Here is a 20,244-nt window from a genome sequence, read left to right as displayed (position 1 = left end):
CCGGCCGTGCCGGGGTGGAGCCGTACCCGCCGCCGACCACGTGCCGGCTGTCGCCGGTGGTCGGCAGGAACCAGTGCGCGGTGAGGGCCGTCCTCAGTCCGCCCGGGCCGGGCTGAAGCCGCCGAAGCCGCCGTCGTGGTACACCAGCGGCGCGCCGTCGTCCGCCCCGGCGGCGACCACCTCGCCGACCACCAGCAGGTGGTCGCCGATCGGCTGGAACAGGACCGGACGGGCGGTCAGCCAGGCGGCCACGCCGTCCAGCAGCGGGGCGCCGTGCTCCCCCGGCCGCCAGGACGCGCCGGCGAACCGGTCGATCCCGCTGCGGGCGAAGCGCCGGGCCAGCTCCTCCTGGTCCCGGTGCAGCAGGTGGACGGTGAACGCCTCGGCGGCCCGGACGGCGGGCGCGGCGGAGGCGGTGCTGGACAGGCAGAAGGAGACCAGGGCGGGCTCCAGGCTGACCGAGGTGAACGAGGTCGCCGTGAAACCGGCCGGGCCCGGCACGGTGATCACGGTGACGCCGGTGGCGTGCCGCCGCAGGGTGCGGCGGAGCAGGTCGGCCGGCGGCGCGGTGCGGGTGACGGTGGGGCGGTCGTCGACGGCGGTCACGGTCGGGTTCCTTCCTCGGCGGCGGGCAGATCGGTGAAGGCGGACACATCGGTGAGGGCGGGCAGATCGGTCAGCGTCGGCTCATCGGTCAACAGGTGGGGCAGGTGCGGGCCGAGTCGCAGGCGCTCCGGCCACTGGACGATCCGCGCGGCGACGCTCCGGTGGGTGGCGTCTTGAGCACGTCGTGCAGCCCGTCGGTGACCAGCACCAGGTCGGCGGGCGGGGCCTGGGTCATGCAGCGATCTCCCGTGGTTGCGGTGGGGCCTGCGGTACGCACGCGATACAACTGAGCTGACTGCCGGAGGGCATCCTCCTCCTCAGCTGACGACACGTCATTAGATCTGTCAGGGCCGGATCAGGCGTGCCGGCCAGCGGCTCGCGCCACAAGGCGCACACGTGCCGTGGCGAGCAGCGCACGGGTCTTGTCCGGGTCGCGTCGGAACATGTCCTCCGAGCCGGGGTCGTGGCCGACGCAACCCTTCGGGAAGGTCCGGTAGTTGACCTCGTCGCAGCCGCAGCCGTAGCGGCCGGGTCCATGTCAGCGCTTCGCGGTCGATCGCGCGCTTCAGCGCCTCGACCACGTCGGTTGTCGAACGCCTCGGCGGTGTCGATGCCGAGAACCGCCACCACCAGCGAGGGGAAGGCCTGGACTTCGAGTCCGGCGGCCTTCGCGGCGGCGACCCGGCTACCGGGGGTCTGGGCGACGTCGACCGGTCCCGACTGCGGACCCGCGACCACGGTGGCGGCGTCCGGTGCCGGGTGGAGCTCGGTTCTCCAGCCTGCTCGAGGCCGCGTCCCAGCAGACGGTGTTGCGGCGCAGCACGGCGTTGGTGTGGAGAGTGACAGCCGGTGGATCGGGGTCCGGCCCGAGGAGGTACGGCTGCGCACCGGGCCGGGCGACTACATCTTCGTCCCGCCCTTCGTCCCGCACCGCGAGGAGAACCCGGACCCGGGCGAGGAGGCCGTGGTGGTGATCGCCCGCTCCACCCAGGAGGCCGTCGTGGTCAACCTCCCGGGGCTGTACGCGCTGGGCGGCGAGAAGTGACGGCGGGCCGCCCCGGACCGTCGAGGCGGTGCGGGGCGGCCCGGCGGACGGCGGGTCAGTAACGCAGCACCGCGGCGATCCGGTCGTGCTCGGCGAGGGTGTCGACCGGCAGGAAGACCACCTCGGACCGGCTGTCCAGCGCGGCCTCGACCAGTTCGTCGACGATGTCCTCGCGCACCCCCTGCTCCCAGGCCCCCGGGCCCGGATCGTCCTGCACCGGGGCGAGGTGACCGTCCGCCAGCCGGACGGTGGCCTGGAACTGCTCCTCCACCGCGACGAGTTCCACCCGGCCCTCCCGGACCGCCTCCCACACCTCGTCCAGGCCGGCCGCGAACAGCTTGCGGCCGCGCGCCTCGTCGAACAGCTTGCCGACCCGCAGCCGCTGCTCCGCCGCCAGTGCCTCGGCCGCCGGCGCCAGCTCCTGGAGCAGCACCCGCGCGGGTCCGTCCACCAGGCCGCCCTTGCGGACGGTGGCCGAGGCGCCGTTGACCGCGGTGCCGACCTCCTCCAGCAGGCTGACGGCCTGGGCGAGGCCGACCAGGTGGAACGGCCGGGGCTCGGCCGCCAGCACGGCGGCCAGCGCGGTGTCGACGGTCCGCAGGAACCGCCGGGTCTCCTCGTCGCTGAAGGTGCTGGGCTGGTCCCCGACCCGTTCCTGCCGCTCCGGGTCGAAGTCCAGCGGCTCGGGCTGCAGCGGGAAGCCGTGCGCGCGGTCCTCCCGCAGCGCCTCGCCGACCCCGCTCCACAGGGTGGCCCGGTCGGCGGCGACGGCCAGCACCCAGTACGGGCGGGCCTGGGCCTTGGCCGCGACCAGGTTGCGGGTGAGGAAGGTGTCGCTCAGCACCACCCGCTCGGGCACCGGCCGGGCCAGCGACCAGAGCTGGTGCTCCTTGGTCGTCGCCAGGACCACCAGTCCGTCCAGCGAGTGCCGCAGGTCCACCTCGCCGACGGCGCGCTCCAGCCGGGCCTTGAGGTCGATCCGGTCCTGCCGGGAGACCTGCGGGTCCTCGTCGATCCGGCGGACCGCCTCGGCCAGCACGTTGCGCAGCCGCACCGCGTCCTGGGCGTTGTCGGGTTCCCGGCGGTGGGTGGGCATGGTGAGGGACACCGCCGGATAGGGCCGTGGCGCCCGGAGGTCGCGGAGGACGGAGGCGGTCAGAGCGTCGGTTTCCATGAGGCCTTCCTGGTCGGTCACCTGGGGTACGGGGCGGAGGCCGCCGTCGACCCCGGGGCCGGGTCGCCGCCGACTGGTCCGTCCACCCGGTCGAGCCAAGCACAGCCGCGGGAGCCCCGCCCGTCCGCCGCGCCCGGGCGGCCCGGAGCGTACCCGGCCGGGCGTTCACCCGCCGGGCACCCGCGGGAGCCCGCGGGTGCCCGGCGGCCTGGCGGCCGGCGCCACCTGGAACGCGGCCTAGAAGCCGGTGTCGTACGTGTAGTGCCGGGTGTGGTCGAGCATGTCGGCCGGGGTGGTGTCGTTCCACGGCTTCATGCTGTCGTTGAGGTCGATCACGTCCGGGGTGCCGCCGGTGGGCAGGTAGCTCTGGGTGGGGTGACGGCGCTGCCACTCCGCCCAGAGTTTGTCGATGAAACAGTGGTGCAGCCAGAAGACCGGGTCGTTCGGCGACATGCCGGAGCTCATCATGCCGCCGACCCAGACGTGCACCCGGTTGTGCAGGTTGACGCCGCGCCAGCCCTCCACCTGGTTGCGGAAGCCGTCCGAGGAGCTGTTCCAGGGGGCGGCGTCGTAGGTGGCGACGTTGAGCACCGACTCGACCTCGCTGCGGGTGGGCAGCTGGGCGACGCCGGCGCCGAGGGCACGGCGCAGGAAGTCACGGCTGTCGGGCCGCACCGAGAGCGTCCAGCGGCCGGTGCCGCCGGCGAACGGACCGGTGGTGACCTGGCCGTCGCGGGAGCGGCCGTTGCCGCCCATCAGATCGGAGCCCCACAGGCTCGCGGTGGTGGTGCGGTCGGCGGTCCAGTCCCAGTAGGGCAGGTTGACGGCCGGGTTGACGCTCTGCAGGTCACGCTCGAACTGCAGCAGGAAGCGCCGGTGCCAGGGCAGGAAGGACGGCGAGCGGTGGCCGGTGCGCTCACCGCGGTCGGTGTCCGAGACGATGAACTGGTTGTGCGTGCTCACGTAGGTGTCGTAGCGGCCGAGGCGCTTGAGCTCCAGCACGGCGTCGACGAAGTCGCGCTTCTCGGTGGCGGTCAGGGTCGACTGGTTCTTGCGTATAGCCATGGGTCGTCCTCCGGTTCGGTCCAGGGTGGTGGGGGTGAGGCCGGTCAGCCGAGCGCGAGCGGAACGAGCTGGGCGCCCTGCAGGTCGTCGACGGCCGCCCGGGCGAGCGCCCGCGGAGTCTGGTGGGTCTGGTAGTGGTTGATGACGCTGATCCAGGTGCCGTCGGCGTTGCGCATCATGTGCAGCTCCTGGCCGTCGATCCGGACCTGGTAGCCGACGTCGTGGTGGTGGCCGGCCCCGGCGGTCGGGCCGCCCTGGATCCGGCGGCCGCGGTACTGCTCGTCGAAGCGGTCGCCGGCGCCCGGGTCGGCGGCCACGGCGGGGCTGTCCGCCGGGCCGGTGGCACCGAGGACGACGACGCCGACGGCCGCGGTCAGCGCGACGCCCGCGCCCTGGAGCATCCGGCGCCGGGTCAGTTCGGTCGCGTTGGGCCTGTTTTCGGACATGACTGAGTGCCCCCTGAGTGAGAAGTGAGGAATGAGTGGGCGGTCGTCACACCGCCGCCTCATACTTTCAAGATCACCAGGGCATCCGGAACGGCCGATCGGCGGGGGTCGGGGGGATGATCGACTTTCCGGACACCCCGCGCTCGATGTTGCGCCTTGAACCAGTCAAGGAACCACAGTTTCTGTGGCCCAATGCGCCATCTACCTAAAGATCCTTCGCCGAATCGCCAACATTCCCGGAGGATCTTCTGCCATCGACGGATCCTGTGATCGGCTTCACGGCCGCAGGTTGGCGCATTGCGATGGCCTGATCCGACGTCATATTACTTTCGGGTAATCTCGTGGCCGTCCCGCAGGTGAACCTCGACCATCTCTTGAAGGAACAGCACGTGCTCCGTCACCGGACCAGCCGTCCCGGCCGCCTCACCCGCTCCGCGGTGGCCGTATCCGCCCTCACCGCGCTGCTCTCCGCGCTGCCCGCCGCGCCCGCCCTCGCCGCACCGGCCGCCGGCACCGGCCCGACCCCGCACCTGGACGCGATCGAGCAGACGCTGCGTCAGGTCTCCCCCGGCCTGGAGGGATCGGTCTGGCAGCGGACCGAGGGGAACAGCTTCACCACCCCGGCGGACGACCCGGCCGGCTGGCTGCTGCAGACCCCCGGCTGCTGGGGCGACGCCGCCTGCACCGACCGGCCCGGCACCCGCAAGCTGCTCGACCGGATGACCGCCGACATCGCCGGGGCGACCCGCACGGTCGACATCTCCACCCTCGCCCCGTTCCCGAACGGCGGCTTCGAGGACGCCGTGGTGGCCGGGCTCAAGGCCTCCGTGGCGGCCGGCAACCGGGTCCAGGTCCGCATCCTGGTCGGCGCGGCCCCGCTCTACAACGCCAACGTGCTCCCCTCCAGCTACCGCGACGAGCTGGTCGCCAAGCTCGGCAGCGCCGCCGGCGGCGTCACCCTCACCGTGGCCTCCATGACCACCTCCCGGACGGCCTTCTCCTGGAACCACTCCAAGCTCGTGGTGGTGGACGGGCGCAGCGTCATCACCGGTGGCATCAACGGCTGGAAGGACGACTACCTCGACACCAAGCACCCGGTGGCCGACGTCGACCTGGCGCTGAACGGCCCCGCCGCCGCCTCCGCCGGCCGCTACCTGGACACCCTCTGGGGCTGGACCTGCCAGAACACCGGCGTGTTCGCCAACGCCTGGTTCGCCTCCTCCAACGGAGCCGCCTGCCGGCCGTCGTTGGAGCGGGAGCTCAACCCCGAGACCGTCCCGGCGACCGGCAACGTGCCGGTGATCGCGGTCGGCGGCCTGGGCGTCGGCATCAAGGACAAGGACCCGTCCTCGGCCTACCGCCCCACCCCGGCGACCGCCGCCGACACCAGGTGCGGCCCGATCAACCTGCACGACAACACCAACGCCGACCGGGACTACGAGACGGTCAACCCGGAGGAGAACGCGCTGCGCGCGCTGATCGCCGGCGCCGACAGCCACATCGAGATCTCCCAGCAGGACGTCAACGGCACCTGCCCGCCGCTGCCCCGCTACGACGTGCGGCTGTACGACCTCCTGGCCGGCAAGCTCGCGGCCGGCGTCAAGGTCCGCATCGTGGTCAGCGACCCGGCCAACCGGGGCACCGTCGGCAGCGGCGGCTACTCCCAGATCAAGTCCCTCGCCGAGGTCAGCGACACCCTGAAGGCCCGGCTCGCCGCGCTCAACGGCGGCGACGCGTCGAAGGCCAAGGCCGTCATGTGCCAGAACCTCCAGCTGGCCTCGTTCCGTTCCTCGGCCGGCGCCACCTGGGCGGACGGCCACCCGTACGCCCTGCACCACAAGCTGGTCGCGGTGGACGGCTCCGCCTTCTACATCGGCTCGAAGAACCTCTACCCGGCCTGGCTGCAGGACTTCGGCTACATCGTCGAGGACCGGGCCGCCGCCGCCCAGCTGGACCGCGACCTGCTGGCTCCGGAGTGGCGCTACTCGCAGGCCGCCGCGACCGTCGACTGGAGCACGGGCGTCTGCCCGTCCTGACCCCCGTCCGGCCGGGTCCGCCCTCCCCGGGCAGGCCCGGCCGGAAAGCGGGCGGGGCCGCCGCCCGGGATTCCGGGCCCCTCGCGGGCCCGTACACCCGTACGGCCGAGTATCCGGCCCGGGACCAGCGCTCTTCGAGCAGTCGGCGGCAGCATGGGTTCATGACACCTGACACCGCTCCCAGCGAGATCAAGACGTATACACACGGACGGCACCTGCAGGTCTCGGACCGCGGCTCCGGGCCGGACGGATCGGTCGAGGACATCGCGGGCGCCGCGTCCGGCGGCGCCGACGCGGGACTCCTCGACGACAGTGCGTACGACGACGTCATCACCAGATCCGTGAACTGACCCGCCCGACCCGCACCGCCGCCTCCGGAACGGCCGGAGGCGGCGGCATGCCCGGGGCAGGGGCGGGCCGACGGCGTAGCCGTGGGAGAGTCCTCGGGTGACCGCCGCCCCCGACCCGCGCCGCTCGGTGGAACAGCTCACCCGCAGCCACTGGCCCGATCCGCCACCCGGCGCGACCCGGCTGGTGACCGTCGCCCACGCCCTACGGCGCCGGCCGGTCGGCGAGCTGACCGTGGAACAGCTCCGGCTGCTGATCGGACAGCGGATCGACCTGCCCCACCTGCTCCCGCTCGCGCTGCGCGTCCTGCGGGCCGACCCGCTCGCCGAGGGCGACCTGTACCCGGGCGACCTGCTGGCCGCCGTCCTGCGCTGTACCGCCGAGGACTGGAGCGGGTGCCCCGGCGCCGAGGCGGAGGTCCGGGAACTCGCCCGGACCTCCGGGATCCGCCCCTGACCGCGGAGCCGTGCTCAGTGCGATCCCCCCATCGGGACGCCGAGGCTCACCAGGCCGGCGAGGAACAGCTCCACACCGACCGCGGCGAGCAGCAGGCCGAGCAGCCGGGAGAGCACCTCCAGCGAGGTCTGGTGGGTCCGGCGCAGCACCGGGGCGAGCAGGATCACGCACACCAGGTCGATCGCCACCACGGCGGTGTAGGCGACGGCGATGGTGGTGTTCCATCCCCAGCCGTTCTCGCCGATGGTCTCGACCAGCACGGCGGTCATGGCCAGCGGGCTCGCCACGAAGGGCAGCAGCAGCTCGCGGACGCCCTCGGCGAGCTGGTTGGGCAGTTCCCCGCCGTCCTGCGAGCCGCCCAGGTGCAGGCCGAGGACCAGCGCGATCGCGTAGACCGTGAAGATCAGCCCACCGGCGAGCTTGAGCGACTCGTCGCCGATGTGGAAGAAGTCGGTGAGGAAGTCCGAGGAGTACGCCACGACGATGCCGAGCAGCGCGGCGATGGCCGAACTGACCAGCGCGACCCGGATCAGCTCCTGGCTGGTGCGGTCCCGGGCCACGTGGGCGAAGGAGAGCAGCACCTTCGGCGGGCCGACCACGGCGAAGAAGGTGATGAAGGCCGAGCTCAGGTTGAAGGGGGACACCACCCCATACTGAGCGGACCACCTGCCCCGGCCCGGGATGCCACACGGGGCCGACCCGCCGACCGACCCGGACGCTAGTCTTGTGCCCCATGGCACTCGGCACCGCACTGTGGTCGTTCACCCTGGTCGTCGGACTCCTCACGCTCACCCCCGGTCTGGACACCGCGCTGATCCTGCGCACGGCCGCACTCGGTCGGCGGCGGCAGGCCTGGGGCGTGGTACTGGGCATCCAGACCGGCACGCTGATCTGGGGCACCCTCACCTCCCTGGGCGTCACCGCGCTGCTGACCGCCTCGCACCTCGCGTACGAGGCGCTGCGCTGGGCCGGCGCCGGGTACCTGCTGTGGATGGGCGCCCGGATGCTGTACGACACCTGGCGCCGCACCCCCGGGCCCCTCCCGGACGACGCCGAGCTGCTGACCGGCCGCGGCCGCGTGGGCGACGGCTGGCGGCGGGGCACCCTGACCAACCTGCTCAACCCCAAGGTGGGTGTCTTCTACGTCGCCGTGCTGCCCCAGTTCATCCCCGCGGGCGCCCCGCACCTGACCACCGGTGTGCTGCTCACGTGCGTCCACATCCTGCTCGGACTGGTCTGGTCGGCGGCCCTGGTCGGCTTCGCCCAGGCGCTGTCCGGCTGGCTGCGGCGGCCGTCCGCGCGCCGCACGCTGGACCGGGTCACCGGCACGGTGATCGCCGGCTTCGGGCTTCGGCTGGCGCTGGAGGGCTGACCGCCCCGGGCCGGGGCGGCCGGGGTCCGGGCGACCGGGGTCCGCGCGTCCGGGACAATGGCGGGTATGAGTCGACGTACCGCCAAGCGCCCGAAGACCCCTGCCCGGCCCGCGCCCGCACCGGTCACCGATGCCTCGCCCTGCCCGTGCGGGCTGCCCGCGACGTACGGCGAGTGCTGCGGCCGGCTGCACCGGGGCGTGGCCGAGGCGGTGACGGCCGAACAGCTGATGAGGTCGCGGTTCAGCGCCTTCGCCGTCCGGGACGCCGTCTACCTGCTGCACAGCTGGGATCCGGACACCCGGCCGCCGGGGGTCGAGCTGGACCGTCAACTGCGGTGGGTGCGGCTGGAGATCCTGGGCGGTACGGACGGCGGGGCGTTCCACAGCGAGGGCACCGTGTCGTTCCGGGCGCACTTCTCGGACCGGGGCGAGACGGGCGTGATGGAGGAGAACAGCCGCTTCCGCCGGCACGAGGGCCGCTGGGTCTACCTGGACGCCCTGCCCGAGTCCTGAGCGCGGGGCCGCCCGGCCGCCCCCGGCCCGCCCCCGCGAACCGGACCGGGGCGACCGGGGGCCGATTCGACTGCTACAGACCGCCGTTGACGACCGCGCTGGTGACGGCGCCCGACTGGACGTTCCACTTGGCGAGCAGCTTGTCGTACTCGCCGTTGCGGATCAGCTGGTCGAGCGCCTTGGCCAGGGCGTACTGCAGCCCGGTGCTCGCCTTGTTCAGCGTGATGCCGTACGGGCCGGGCTGGAGGTAGCCGCCGGCCAGCTGGAACCTGCCGCCGCGCTCGGGGGACTTGGTGTTGTACTCGGCCACCGGGTAGTCGTTCAGGTCGGCGGCGGCCGTGCCCGCCGCGACCTCCGCCAGCGCCTTGTCGTCGGTGTCCACCTGGTGGATCTGCAGCGGCTTGGAGAGCTTGGTGCAGGCCGCCGTCTGGCGCTGGGCCAGCTCGTCCTGGATGGTGCCGCGCTGCACCGCGACGGTGCGCCCGCACAGGTGGTCCAGCGTGCTGATGTTGAGGGGGTTGCCGGCCTTCACCAGGATCGAGGTGCCGGTCATGAAGTAGTCGACGAAGTCGACGCCCGGGTCGACCTGCCGGTTGTAGTCGTCGGTGCCGTTCTGCCTGCGGCGGGTGTCGATGACGGCCGACATCGCGAGGTCGACCTCCTTCGCCTGCACCGCCGGGATGACCTTCTCGAAGGGCATGTCCACGAACTCCACGCGCAGTCCGAGGTACGTGCCGAGGGCGGCGGCGAGCTCCGGGTCGAGGCCGGCCGGGCGGCCGTCGCCGCCCCTGAAGTCGACCGGCGCGTAGTTGAGGTCCGAGGCGACGCGCAGCACACCGGCCTTCTTGATCTGTTCCGGCAGGCGCGCCCGGAGACCGTTCGGGCTGGTGTCCGGGCCGCTGCCGGCGGAACCGCAGCCGGCCAGCAGCAGGCTGCCCGCGCCGAGGGTGGCGAGCAGGCGTGAGGGTACGCGGGAGTCGTCGAGCATGGTGGTGCCGCTTCCTGGGGGAGGGAAGGTGAGGGGGGGATGATCGCGCCACTGGAGCTGCCGGGGTACGCAGCGTGGACCTCGTCCGTTGCCCTGGGGGCCGCTGCGGGATGGGCTGGCGGCCGGTCGGCGGAGGTCCGTCGTCGGGGACGGAGCCTGCATCCCTTGCACTGCGCCGAGCCTGGCCGACCGTCGAGGTGGTCGAATCAGCACAAAACGGGGCAAGAGGCGCTGACCGGTGATCCGTCGGAGCTCACTCTGGAGCATCCCGCCCGGCCTGGGAACTGTGGTTATCCACCAACGGCGCGCGGGCCGATCCGGCCTCGGACGTGGGAACCGACGGACCGCCGCCCGGCCCCGCGGAGCTCTCGGCCGACTCTACGCGCGATGCGTGATCCACGCCACGACCTGCGGCAACACCCTTCGCCGGTGCGGCCCGAGAGGTGCTCGGGCCGTACCGCGCGGGCCGCTCAGAACTGCAGCGACTTCGTCTGGAGGAACTCCGCGAGTCCGTGCCGGCCGAGTTCGCGGCCGACCCCCGAGGACTTGTAGCCGCCGAACGGCGCCGCCGGGTTGAAGCGGCCACCGTTGATGTCCACCTGTCCGGTGTCCATCCGGCGGGCGAAGGCCGCGGCGGTCTCGTTGTCGGCGGCCCAGACCCCGCCCGCCAGCCCGTAGTCGGTGCCGTTGGCGATCTCCAGGGCGTGCTCCTCGTCCCGGTAGGCGAGGATCGAGAGCACCGGCCCGAACACCTCCTCCTGCGCCACCGTCATCTCGGCCGTGACGTCCGCCAGCACGGTCGCACGGACGTAGTAGCCGCGGTCCAGGCCCTCCGGCGCCTGCGCGCCGCCCGCGACCAGGCGCGCGCCCTGCGCCACGGCGCCGGTGATGTACGCGCGGACCCGCTCGCGCTGGCTCGCGCTCGCCACCGGCCCGAGGCGGGTGGCGGCGAGGGCCGGATCACCGGGGAGGTACGTGGCGGCGGCCTCGGCCGCGATCGCGACGGCCTCCTCGTACTGGTCCCGGTGCACCAGCAGCCGCGTCCAGGCGGTGCAGGTCTGGCCGGAGTTGGCGAGGACGTTGGCCACGTTCGCCTTGACCGCGCGAGCCAGGTCGGCACCGGGCAGGACGACGTTCGCGGACTTGCCGCCGAGCTCCAGCGCGACCCGCTTGACCCCCCGCCCGGCCGCGGCGCCGATCGCCCGGCCGACGGCGGTGGAACCGGTGAACGACACCAGGTCGACGTCCGGGTGCTCGACCAGCGCCGCACCCGCCTCCGTACCGACACCGGTCACCAGGTTGAACACCCCGGGCGGGAAACCCGCGTCGTGCACCAGCTCGGCGAACAGCCGGGCCACCAGCGGGGTGTACTCGGCGGGCTTGAGGACGACGGTGCAGCCGGCCGCGAGCGCGGGCACGACCTTCGCGACGATCTGGTGCAGCGGGTAGTTCCACGGCGTGACGGCGGCGACCACGCCGGCCGGCTCGGCGTACACCGTGGAGTTGGCGACCTGCTCCTCGAACTCGTACTTGGCGAGGATGTCCAGGTAGGAACGGGCCACCGTGAGCGGCAGCGTGGCCTGGACGGCGGTGGCGAACCTGATCGGGCTGCCCAGTTCGGCGACCACGGTCTCGGCGATCTCCTGCCGCCGGGCGGCCAGCCCGTCGCACAGCCGGCCCAGCGGCACCAGCCGTTCCTCCCGGGTGGTCCGGCCCCAGCTCCGGGCCGCCGCCCGGGCCGCCGCGACGGCGGCGTCGACGTCCGCCGCGCCGCCCGCCGGGACGGTGGCCACCAGCTCCTCGGTGGCCGGGTTGAGCACCTCGATCCGCGCCTCGGCGAGCGAGGGCCGCCAGGCCCCGTCGATGTACTGGTCGGTGTGCTGCTGCACCACGGACGTGGTCCTCTCCTCCGGTCGGGCGCCGCCCTGCGCGCGGCGCCCCGTCTTCTGGCACTGCGAGTTAACGGGCCGTCGGACACCGGCACAAGGGGGCCCCGGCGTGCCGCGGCCCACACCCCGTCAGAGGCGGTCCAGCTCCGCCGCGCGCCGCAGGTCCTTGGGACGGGCGACGGCCCGGCGCATCAGGATCAGGTCGTCGCGGCGGAGGTAGTGGACCTGGGTGCCGTCGGGGGCGGTCGCGGTCAGGGCGCGGTTCAGGAAGTCCCCGACCGGCAGGACGCCCCAGGGCAGGGCCGGGGTGCAGCAGTCGCCGCCCGCGGCGGGCGAGGAGAAGTCGAGCTTGCGCAGCCGGAAGGCGTCCGGGCCCATGGGCAGCTCCACGCCGTCCTCGTCGGCGAGCCGGGCGCCGACCTCGGCGAACGCCGCGGCGAGCGCGCCGGACTGCGCGAGGTCCCCGTCCCAGAGCAGGTCCAGGTCACCGGTGAGCTCGGTCGAGCCGTGCAGGATCCCGGCCACCTGACCGATCACCACCACCCGGGCGCCCGCCCGGTGCAGGGCGCCCAGCAATGGGAACGGGTCGAATCCGTGCGCGCCGTCGGTGGCGAAGGTACCGAGGGTGTCGTCGGCGGCCTGGTGGCTCAGGCCGGTGGTGGCCCGGCCGGCCGTGTGCTCCCGGGTCCGTCGTACGGCGAGGTGCAGGCGATCGAGGGCGGCATCCGTCATCCGTCCATCCAACACCCGTGGGGCCGGGGGCCGCACCCTCTTTGCATCCCCGGTGCCGGTCACCCGCCGCGGGGGTCTCGACCGGGGACGGGGTGCGGGCGGGCGGTCTGGACGCCTCGTCATCCTCGTACGGGAGCAGGCCCCCTGGACGGATCCTGTCCTGGACATGTAAAACAGCGTATCCCAGCGCCGGCCGCCGGTTCCCGGCCCAGCGCGCCCTCAGGTTCAGCGCCACTCCCACCCGGGACCCGGCGCGCCCTGCTGCCGCCCGGCCCCGGACTCCCCCACGCACCCGAGGAGCCCGATGCGCACCAGGACCCGCACCACCGCCCTCGCCACCACCGTCGCCCTCGCGGCCGGCACCCTGCTCGCCGTCACCGCGCAGGCCGCGCCCGCCGCCGAGCAGGGCGGTCGGCCGACCCCGGCCACCGCCGTCGCCCGCGCCGAGGCCGCGCTGACCGCGCACGCGGGCGAACTCGGCGTCACCGAACGCCAGTCGCGTGCCGTCCGGGACGTGGTGATCGACGCCGACGGCAGCCAGCACGTCCGCTACGACCGCAGCTTCGCCGGCCTCCCGGTACTCGGCGGCGACGTGGTCGTGCACCTCGCGCCGAACGGCGCCTACCGGGGTGCGGACCGCGCCAGTACGGCCGCGCCCGCCGTGCGCAGCACCACGCCGGCCGTCGGCGCGGGCGTCGCCGCCGAGCAGGCGGACGCGGCGCTGCGCGAGGCGAACCCCGGCCGGACCACCGCCGCACCGGGCTCGACCAAGCCGCAGCTGGTGGTCGACGCCAGCCACGGCACACCTCGACTGGCCTGGCAGACCACCGCCGCCGGGCTCGACTACCTCGGCAACCCGGTGGCCCGCACCGTCCTGACCGACGCCGCGACCGGCCGGTCGATCGCCTCCTGGGACGGCCTGGAGACGGCGGCCGGCGACGGCGCCTCGCTCTACAGCGGCACGGTGCCGCTGGAGTCGACCGTCTCCGGCAGCACCTACCAGCTGAAGGACCCGACCCGCGGCAACACCTACACCGGCGACGCCGCCAACAAGACCGACCTGTGCTTCGGCTCGATCTGCCTCAGCCGGGCCCCCGCCACCCTGTTCACCGACGCGGACAACCACTGGGGCACCGGCACCACCGCCGACCGCGCCACCGCCGCCGTGGACGCCCAGTACGGCACCAACACCACCTGGGACTACTACAAGAACGTGCACGGCCGCAGCGGAATCGCCGGCGACGGCAAGGGCTCGTACAACCGGGTGCACTACGGGAGCAACTACAACAACGCCTTCTGGCAGGACAGTTGCTTCTGCATGACCTACGGCGACGGGGACGGGAGCACCTTCGGCCCGCTGGTCGCACTGGACGTCGCGGGGCACGAGATGTCCCACGGCGTCACCTCGCGCACCGCCAAGCTCAACTACTCGGGCGAGTCCGGCGGCCTCAACGAGGCCACCTCCGACATCATGGGCACCCTGGTCGAGTGGTACGCGGCCAATCCCTCCGACCCGGGCGACTACCTGATCGGCGAGGAGATCGTGAAGCCCGGCTTCGGCAAGGCCGCGCTGCGCTTCATGGACCAGCCCTCCAAGGACACCAAGTCCGCCGACTGCTGGAGTTCGGGTGTCGGCAACCTGGACGTGCACTACTCCTCGGGCGTGGCCAACCACTTCGCGTACCTGCTCGCCGAGGGCAGCGGCGCCAAGGTGATCAACGGGGTCGGCTACAACAGCCCCACCTGCAACGGCTCCACCGTCGCCGGTATCGGCCGGGACAAGGTCGGCAAGGTCTGGTACCGCGCCCTGACCACGTACATGACCTCCACCACCAACTACGCGGGTGCCCGCACCGCCACCCTGAAGGCGGCCACCGACCTGTACGGCGCGGGCAGCGCCGAGTACGCGGCGGTCGCGGCGGCCTGGTCGGCGGTCGCGGTCAACTGACCGTCCGGCCGCGGGGTCCGGCCGCGCGCCGGGCCCCGTCGGCGGGCTGGACGGTTTCGGCGATCGTCCCGCGCCGCGGGCCGGGACTGGGGAGAATGCTGTGCTCAGCCTCCCGTCCGTCCACCCACCGGAGATGCCCGTGACCGTCGTGCTCGCCAAGGGGGCCAACGCCCAACTGCCGTCCGGGGAGTGCCGGGTGGAGGTCACGGTCGCGGGGCCTGCGTTCGACCTCTTCGCGGTGCTGCTCGGCGCGGACGGCAAGGTCCGGGGCGATCTCGACCTGGTCTTCTACAACCACCCCGCGCAGGACGGGATCGCGGTGGCCGGCGACACGGTCACCGCCGACCTGCGGCGGCTGCCGGGGTCGGTCGAGCGGGTCGTCGTCGCGGCCGCCGCCGCGTTCGGCCCGGCCACCGCGGTGAGCGCGGCCGTGCTGAGCGGACCGAGCCGGATCGAGTTCCCGCTGCCGGCGCTGACCGACGGCGAGTCCTGCGTCGCGCTGGTCGAGTTCTACCGGCGGAGCGACGGCTGGAAGGTCCGGGCGGTCGGCCAGGGCTGGGACTCCGGACCGGCCGGCATGGCCACCGCGTACGGCCTGGAGGTCGACGAGGAGCCTGCGCCCGCCGCAGCGCCCGTGCCGCCGAGCGCGGTGGTGCCGGCCCTGGTGCCCACGGCCGTGCCCGCCATCAGTCTCGAAAAGGTCCAGCGGACCGCGCCCGGCCTGGTCGACCTCTACAAGGCGGCCGGCGTCTCGCTGGCGAAGACCGGCCTCGGCCCGCTGCGGGCCGCCGTCTACCTGGTGCTCGACCACTCCGCGAGCATGACCTGGTTCTACGAGAACGGGACCATGCAGCACCTCGCCGAGCAGGCGCTCGGCCTGTCGGCCAACCTCGACGACGACGGCACCGTCCCGGTGGTGTTCTTCGCCAACGGCGTCCTGCTGGTCGCCGACCTCTCGCTGGACGCCTACCAGGGCCGGATCGACCGGCTGCAGGAGCGGCTGGAGTGGGGCGGCACCCGCTTCGCCCCCGCGATGCAGGCCGTGATCGACCACTACGGCCGCAGCGGTGCCACCGACCCGGCCTTCGTCATCTTCCAGACCGACGGCGAGCCGTTCGACCGCCGGGAGACCCGCGAACTCCTGCGCCGGTCCAGCTCGCTGCCGATCTTCTGGCAGTTCGTCGGCTTCGGCCACAGCCGGCACCTGCGCTTCCTGCGCAGCCTGGACACGCTCGGCGGGCGGACCATCGACAACGCCGGCTACTTCGGAGCCGGCCAGAACCCGCTCGGGCGCTCCAACCCGGACGTCTACGACCGGCTGATGAAGGAGTTCCCCGACTGGATCCGCCTCGCCCGGGCGGCCGGCATCGTCCGTTGACCACCGGCCTCCGGGCCGACCGGCCCCGGCTCAGGCCCGGCCGAGCGCCCGGTCCACGGTGATCTCGATCACCACGCGGTCCGGGTTCACCCGGGGCTCCCGGTACCGCTCGGTGTAGCGGCGGACGCCCTCGGCCACCGCCTCGGCGTCGTCGCGGACCACCGCGACCCCCTCCAGCGTGGCCCAACGCGCCCAGTCCACCTGGCAGATCGCCACCCGCATCCCGCCCTCGCCCGCCGCGCGCACGTTCCGCGCCTTGTGGCTGGCCCGGTTGGTGATCACCCGCGCGATGCCGCCGACCGGGTCGAAGGTCGCGCCGACCGGCACCACGTGCGGAGTGCCGTCCGGGCGCAGCGTGGTCAGGGTGCACAGGAGGCGCTCGCGCCAGAACGCGAGGTAGCCCTCGTCGAGGGCGCGGATGTCGTGAGCCATACGGCCATGCTGTCACAGCCGCCGGGGGTGGCGGTGGGCCCGGCCGGTGGTTCAGCGGTACGGTTCGACGCTGCGGGAACCGGCAGGGCCTGCGGGAACGTCAGCTGAGGGCATGGAAGCGGAACGGAGTCCGGTGGTGGGGATGCGCGAGCACAGGGTGGACGGCGGGGAACCGGCGGCGAGAGCCGAGCGGAGGCTCGCGGCGCCGGGCTTCGCGCCGTGGCCTCCGCAGGGAAGCGGCAAGGAGCGCGGCAGGGCACTGCGCGAGAAGACCCCGCGGGGGTCGCATGCCGGTTTCGCCCCGGCACCGGACCGGCCGAGTGTGGTGGCCGCGGTCGAGCAGGCGAACCTGGGGCGCCTGGAGCACCTGGTGCCGATACGGGTCGGCCGGATGGCTGCCTCGCCGTTCGCCTTCCTGCGCGGCTCGGCCGGGCTGATGGCGCACGACCTGGCCACCACCCCGGCGTCCGGCAGCACGGCCCAGCTGTGCGGCGACGCCCACGCCGCCAACTTCGGGCTGTACGGCGACGCCAGGGGCCACCTGGTGATGGACATCAACGACTTCGACGAGACCGTCCCGGGCCCGTGGGAGTGGGACCTCAAGCGGCTCGCCGCCAGCCTGGTGCTGGCCGGGCGGCAGGCGGGGGCGGGCGAGGAGGTCTGCCGCGAGGCCGCCGCCGCCGCGTCCGCCTCGTACCGGCGGACCATGAGGCGGCTCGCCAAGCTCCCGGCGCTGGACGCCTGGAACGCCGTGACGGACGAGCAGCTGGTCGACTTCACCGAGGCGCACGAACTGCGCGAGGTGCTCGACGGCGTCTCGGCCAAGGCGCTGCGCAACACCAGCGCGCGGTTCGCCGCCAAGGCCACCGTGCGCCAGGAGGACGGCCGGTGGCGGTTCACCGCCGCGCCGCCGGTGCTCAGCGAGGTGTCCGACGGCCGGGCCGCCGCCGTGACGGCCTCGCTCGGCGACTACCTGGCGACCGTTTCGACCGAGCTGCACCCGCTGCTGGCCCGCTACAGCGTGCAGGACGTGGCCTTCCGGATCGTCGGGACCGGCAGCGTCGGCACCCGTTCCTACGTGGTGCTGCTGACCGACCGGCGCGAGGAGCCGCTGGTGCTCCAGGTCAAGGAGGCCCGCCCGTCGGTGCTGCTCCCGCACCTGGTCCGGGCCGGGTTCGACCCCGGCACCCCGGTCACCCACGAGGGGCGCCGGGTGGTACTCGGCCAGAAGCGCATGCAGGTGGTCAGTGATGTCCTGATGGGCTGGACGACCGTGGACGGACTCCCCTACCAGGTACGGCAGTTCCGCAACCGCAAGGGCAGTGTGGACCCGGCGGCGCTGCAGCCCGCCCAGCTGGACGACTACGGCCGGATCACCGGCGCGCTGCTCGCCCGCGCCCACGCGCACACCGCCGAGGCGGCCGTCATCGCCGGCTACTGCGGCAAGGGCGAGGAGCTGGACGAGGCGGTCGCCGCCTTCTCGGTCGCCTACGCGGACCGGAGCGAGGCCGACCACGCGGAGCTGGTGGCCGCCGTGCGCTCCGGCCGGCTGGCGGCCGAGAGCGGAGTCTGAGGCCGGGCCGGCCGTCGCGGGGAGCTGTTCGCGCCACCCTGCCCCGCGATGGCCGGTTCGCGTCCTGTCCGCCCGAGCCCGGCCCCCGTACGGTCGAAAAACGCGCGCTGCCCCCGCAGTTCGCGCACGGCCGACCGCCAGGAGGACGGATGACCACCGAGCACCGCCAGGCACCCGAGGCACCGCTCGTCCCGCTGCACTGCCTGCGCCACGCCGAACCCGGCCCGCCCCGGCTGGCGGCTCTCCCGACCGGCACCCCGGTCTGGCTGTGCACCCGGCACGCCGACGTCCGCCAGGTGCTCACCGACCCGCGGATCGGCCGCGCACCGCTCTACGCCCCGGACGCGCCGCCAATCACGGTGATCCCGAACATCCTCGACGATCCCGACTCCATGCTGAACAGCGACGGCCCGGAGCACCAGAGAGTGCGCCGCACCGTCCAGCGGGCCTTCACCCCGCGCGCCATCGGCCGCTGGCGGCCCTGGGTCGCCGCGGCGGTCGAGGAGCTGATCGACCGGCTGGAGGACGCCGGCTCCCCCGCCGAGATCATCGGCTCCTACAGCCGTCCGCTGCCGGTCGCCGTGATCAGCCGTCTGATGGACCTCGACGGTCTGGACCTGGAACGGCTCGGCCACTGGAGCGACCACGCGCTCTCCGCCACCGCGTACTCCGCCGAGGAGATCGCCACCGCGATGCGGGAGTTCGGGCAGTTCGGCTACCAGCTGGTCACCGCGCGCCGCAAGGAGCCCGGCGACGACCTGGTCAGCAGTCTGGTCCGGGCCGCCGACCAGACCGGCGGGGTGACCGAGGAGCAGCTCACCTCGCTGGTCTGCGGCCTGGTGGTCGCCGGGCACGAGACCACGATGACCACGCTCGGCAACGCCCTGGTCTACCTGCTCGGCGAGGACCGCACCGCCTGGCAGCGGATCGGCGCCGACCCGGAGGCCGTCACGCTGGCCACCGAGCAGATCCTGCGGACCATCCCGCTCGGGGACGCCGACACCTCCCCCGGGCTGCTGCGCCGCACCCTGGCGGAGGTCGAGATCGGCGGGGTGACCATCCCGGCGGGCGCCGTGGTGGCCGCGGACGCCACCGCCGCCAACCACGACCCGGCCGTCTACCCGGCGGGCACCGCCGACCTGTTCGCCCCGGTCGGCACCCCGAGCCTGACCTTCGGGGCCGGCCCGCACCACTGCCTGGGCGCCTGGCTGGCCCGGATGGAGCTGGAGCTCGCCCTGCACACGCTGGCCCGCCGGCTGCCCGGGCTGCGGCTGGCCGAGCCGGTCGAGGCGATCCGCTGGCGCCAGGGCCTACTCACCCGCAGCCCGCTGGCGCTGGAGGTCGCCTGGTGAGCGCCGCCGAGCCGCTGGTGGTCACGGTGGACCGGACGCGGTGCGTCGGCACCGGCCTGTGCGCCGCCACCGCCCCGGACGACCTCGCGCTCGGCCCGGACGGCCGGGCGCTGGCCCGGCAGGGCACGGCCGCCGTGCTCTCCGAGGAACTGGCCGAGGCCGCCGAGATGTGCCCGGTGGAGGCGATCACCGTGCTGCGGCCGGCCACCGGCGAGCAGGTCGCCCCGGCGTTCTGACCGTCCGGGCGGCACACCGCGACCGGGCCGCCGGGTCAGATGTGCTCCATCACGATCAGCGCGGTGGTGTCGGGCTCCAGGGCCCGGAAGACGTGCGCCGCGTCGCCCGGGTAGGCGATGTAGTCGCCCGGGCCGAGTTCGACCGGCTCCTCGGCCGGGCCCACCAGGGCCCGGCCGGTGCCGACCACGACGTGCTCGGTGGTGCCGGCCATGTGCGGGTCGGAGACCCGCGAGCCGCCCGGCTGCGCCTCGATCCGGTACAGGTCGCGCCGGGCGTTGGGCGGGCAGGAGGCCAGCAGGGTGGCCGCGTAGTCGGCCCGTTCCGAGTAGGTGATCGGCCCCTCGCCGACCCGGATCACCCGGACGGCCGGGCGGGGCGGGTCCACCAGCCGGCTGAACGGCACGCCGAGCGCGACCCCGAGTGCCCAGAGGGTCTCCACACTCGGGTTGCCGGCGCCCGACTCCAGCTGGGACAGCGTGGACTTGGCGATGCCCGCCCGCTTGGCCAGCTCGGTCAGCGACAGGCCGACCCGGGTGCGCTCGCGGCGGATCGACGCCGCGATCAGGGCGATCAGGTCGAGCCGGGGCTGCTCGGCCCCAGCCGGCGACGGGGTTCCCATTCGTTCGCTCCAGACGTCCACTCGTTCGACTTGAC

Annotated in this window: 22 protein-coding genes; 11 read left to right on the top strand and 11 right to left on the bottom strand. The window is 73.7% G+C overall.

Annotated features, from left to right (window positions below; genetic code table 11):
* Positions 1 to 93: 93 nt before the first annotated feature.
* Together OG871_RS34765 and OG871_RS34760 are read right to left on the bottom strand one after the other, a co-directional pair.
* Positions 94 to 606: a flavin reductase family protein gene (locus OG871_RS34765; RefSeq protein WP_371502287.1), complete on the bottom strand. Its 513-nt coding sequence runs from the start codon at positions 604 to 606 to the stop codon at positions 94 to 96.
* A gap of 88 nt (positions 607 to 694) precedes the next feature.
* Positions 695 to 841 (bottom strand): hypothetical protein, encoded by a 147-nt coding sequence (locus OG871_RS34760; protein ID WP_371502286.1) that lies wholly within the window; start codon positions 839 to 841, stop codon positions 695 to 697.
* Positions 842 to 1,141: 300 nt separating this feature from the next.
* On the opposite strand from OG871_RS34760, the gene OG871_RS34755 reads away from it, so the two are divergent.
* The gene (locus OG871_RS34755; protein ID WP_371502284.1) at positions 1,142 to 1,651 is read left to right on the top strand and encodes a hypothetical protein; all 510 of its coding nucleotides are present in this window, start codon (positions 1,142 to 1,144) and stop codon (positions 1,649 to 1,651) included.
* 55 nt (positions 1,652 to 1,706) lie between these two features.
* On the opposite strand, the gene OG871_RS34750 is transcribed toward OG871_RS34755, so the two are convergent.
* From OG871_RS34750 to OG871_RS34740, 3 genes are all read right to left on the bottom strand, one after another.
* Entirely contained in the window at positions 1,707 to 2,825 is a 1,119-nt protein-coding gene (locus tag OG871_RS34750) for a chemotaxis protein (protein ID WP_371502283.1), read from the bottom strand.
* Positions 2,826 to 3,062: 237 nt separating this feature from the next.
* Positions 3,063 to 3,890, bottom strand: coding sequence for a tyrosinase family protein (locus OG871_RS34745; RefSeq protein WP_371502281.1), 828 nt, complete (start codon positions 3,888 to 3,890; stop codon positions 3,063 to 3,065).
* A 44-nt stretch (positions 3,891 to 3,934) separates the two neighbouring features.
* Positions 3,935 to 4,336 (bottom strand): tyrosinase cofactor, encoded by a 402-nt coding sequence (locus tag OG871_RS34740; protein ID WP_371502279.1) that lies wholly within the window; start codon positions 4,334 to 4,336, stop codon positions 3,935 to 3,937.
* Between the two features lie 389 nt (positions 4,337 to 4,725).
* Here OG871_RS34740 and OG871_RS34735 point away from each other — a divergent pair, with 389 nt between their 5' ends.
* From OG871_RS34735 to OG871_RS34725, 3 genes are all read left to right on the top strand, one after another.
* On the top strand, positions 4,726 to 6,372 hold the full coding sequence (locus tag OG871_RS34735) for a phospholipase (protein WP_371502278.1): 1,647 nt from the start codon (positions 4,726 to 4,728) through the stop codon (positions 6,370 to 6,372).
* Positions 6,373 to 6,533: 161 nt separating this feature from the next.
* Complete coding sequence (locus OG871_RS34730) at positions 6,534 to 6,722, top strand: hypothetical protein (RefSeq protein WP_371502276.1); 189 nt, start codon at positions 6,534 to 6,536, stop codon at positions 6,720 to 6,722.
* A 97-nt stretch (positions 6,723 to 6,819) separates the two neighbouring features.
* Positions 6,820 to 7,176, top strand: a complete 357-nt coding sequence (locus OG871_RS34725) for a contact-dependent growth inhibition system immunity protein (RefSeq protein WP_371502274.1) — start codon at positions 6,820 to 6,822, stop codon at positions 7,174 to 7,176.
* A 14-nt stretch (positions 7,177 to 7,190) separates the two neighbouring features.
* Here the strand turns inward: OG871_RS34725 and OG871_RS34720 are convergent, their stop codons facing one another.
* Positions 7,191 to 7,820 carry a MarC family protein gene (locus OG871_RS34720; RefSeq protein ID WP_371502272.1) on the bottom strand — a complete coding sequence of 210 codons (630 nt, stop codon included), beginning with the start codon at positions 7,818 to 7,820 and terminating at the stop codon, positions 7,191 to 7,193.
* A gap of 89 nt (positions 7,821 to 7,909) precedes the next feature.
* Between OG871_RS34720 and OG871_RS34715 the strand changes: the two genes are divergently transcribed.
* Together OG871_RS34715 and OG871_RS34710 are read left to right on the top strand one after the other, a co-directional pair.
* The gene (locus tag OG871_RS34715) at positions 7,910 to 8,548 is read left to right on the top strand and encodes a LysE family translocator (protein ID WP_371502270.1); all 639 of its coding nucleotides are present in this window, start codon (positions 7,910 to 7,912) and stop codon (positions 8,546 to 8,548) included.
* 66 nt (positions 8,549 to 8,614) lie between these two features.
* Positions 8,615 to 9,061 carry a YchJ family protein gene (locus OG871_RS34710; protein ID WP_371502269.1) on the top strand — a complete coding sequence of 149 codons (447 nt, stop codon included), beginning with the start codon at positions 8,615 to 8,617 and terminating at the stop codon, positions 9,059 to 9,061.
* A 73-nt stretch (positions 9,062 to 9,134) separates the two neighbouring features.
* On the opposite strand, the gene OG871_RS34705 is transcribed toward OG871_RS34710, so the two are convergent.
* From OG871_RS34705 to OG871_RS34695, 3 genes are all read right to left on the bottom strand, one after another.
* On the bottom strand, positions 9,135 to 10,049 hold the full coding sequence (locus OG871_RS34705) for an ABC transporter substrate-binding protein (protein ID WP_371502268.1): 915 nt from the start codon (positions 10,047 to 10,049) through the stop codon (positions 9,135 to 9,137).
* A gap of 470 nt (positions 10,050 to 10,519) precedes the next feature.
* Positions 10,520 to 11,938 (bottom strand): aldehyde dehydrogenase family protein, encoded by a 1,419-nt coding sequence (locus OG871_RS34700; RefSeq protein WP_371503499.1) that lies wholly within the window; start codon positions 11,936 to 11,938, stop codon positions 10,520 to 10,522.
* Positions 11,939 to 12,067: 129 nt separating this feature from the next.
* Positions 12,068 to 12,670, bottom strand: a complete 603-nt coding sequence (locus OG871_RS34695) for a hypothetical protein (protein WP_371502267.1) — start codon at positions 12,668 to 12,670, stop codon at positions 12,068 to 12,070.
* Positions 12,671 to 12,974: 304 nt separating this feature from the next.
* Between OG871_RS34695 and OG871_RS34690 the strand changes: the two genes are divergently transcribed.
* Positions 12,975 to 14,618, top strand: a complete 1,644-nt coding sequence (locus OG871_RS34690) for a M4 family metallopeptidase (RefSeq protein ID WP_371502266.1) — start codon at positions 12,975 to 12,977, stop codon at positions 14,616 to 14,618.
* 133 nt (positions 14,619 to 14,751) lie between these two features.
* A complete protein-coding gene (locus OG871_RS34685; RefSeq protein WP_371502265.1) occupies positions 14,752 to 15,996 on the top strand; it encodes a VWA domain-containing protein in 1,245 nt (414 codons plus the stop codon).
* Between the two features lie 30 nt (positions 15,997 to 16,026).
* Here the strand turns inward: OG871_RS34685 and OG871_RS34680 are convergent, their stop codons facing one another.
* Complete coding sequence (locus OG871_RS34680) at positions 16,027 to 16,428, bottom strand: pyridoxamine 5'-phosphate oxidase family protein (protein WP_371502264.1); 402 nt, start codon at positions 16,426 to 16,428, stop codon at positions 16,027 to 16,029.
* Positions 16,429 to 16,540: 112 nt separating this feature from the next.
* Between OG871_RS34680 and OG871_RS34675 the strand changes: the two genes are divergently transcribed.
* The 3 genes from OG871_RS34675 (at position 16,541) to OG871_RS34665 (ending at position 19,589) form a co-directional block, all read left to right on the top strand.
* On the top strand, positions 16,541 to 18,001 hold the full coding sequence (locus tag OG871_RS34675; protein ID WP_371502262.1) for a DUF2252 domain-containing protein: 1,461 nt from the start codon (positions 16,541 to 16,543) through the stop codon (positions 17,999 to 18,001).
* A 149-nt stretch (positions 18,002 to 18,150) separates the two neighbouring features.
* Positions 18,151 to 19,353: a cytochrome P450 gene (locus OG871_RS34670; RefSeq protein ID WP_371502261.1), complete on the top strand. Its 1,203-nt coding sequence runs from the start codon at positions 18,151 to 18,153 to the stop codon at positions 19,351 to 19,353.
* Entirely contained in the window at positions 19,350 to 19,589 is a 240-nt protein-coding gene (locus OG871_RS34665) for a ferredoxin (RefSeq protein ID WP_371502260.1), read from the top strand. Before OG871_RS34670 ends, OG871_RS34665 begins: the two co-directional genes overlap by 4 nt.
* Positions 19,590 to 19,624: 35 nt before the next feature.
* Here OG871_RS34665 and OG871_RS34660 read toward each other — a convergent pair whose 3' ends face one another.
* Entirely contained in the window at positions 19,625 to 20,209 is a 585-nt protein-coding gene (locus OG871_RS34660) for a helix-turn-helix domain-containing protein (protein WP_371502259.1), read from the bottom strand.
* Positions 20,210 to 20,244 lie beyond the last annotated feature (35 nt).

The sequence above is a fragment of the Kitasatospora sp. NBC_00374 genome (assembly GCF_041434935.1).
In the GTDB taxonomy this organism is placed as follows: domain Bacteria; phylum Actinomycetota; class Actinomycetes; order Streptomycetales; family Streptomycetaceae; genus Kitasatospora.
The sequence above is the reverse complement of the archived record's forward strand: the minus strand, read 5'-3'. Positions and strand labels throughout refer to the sequence as shown.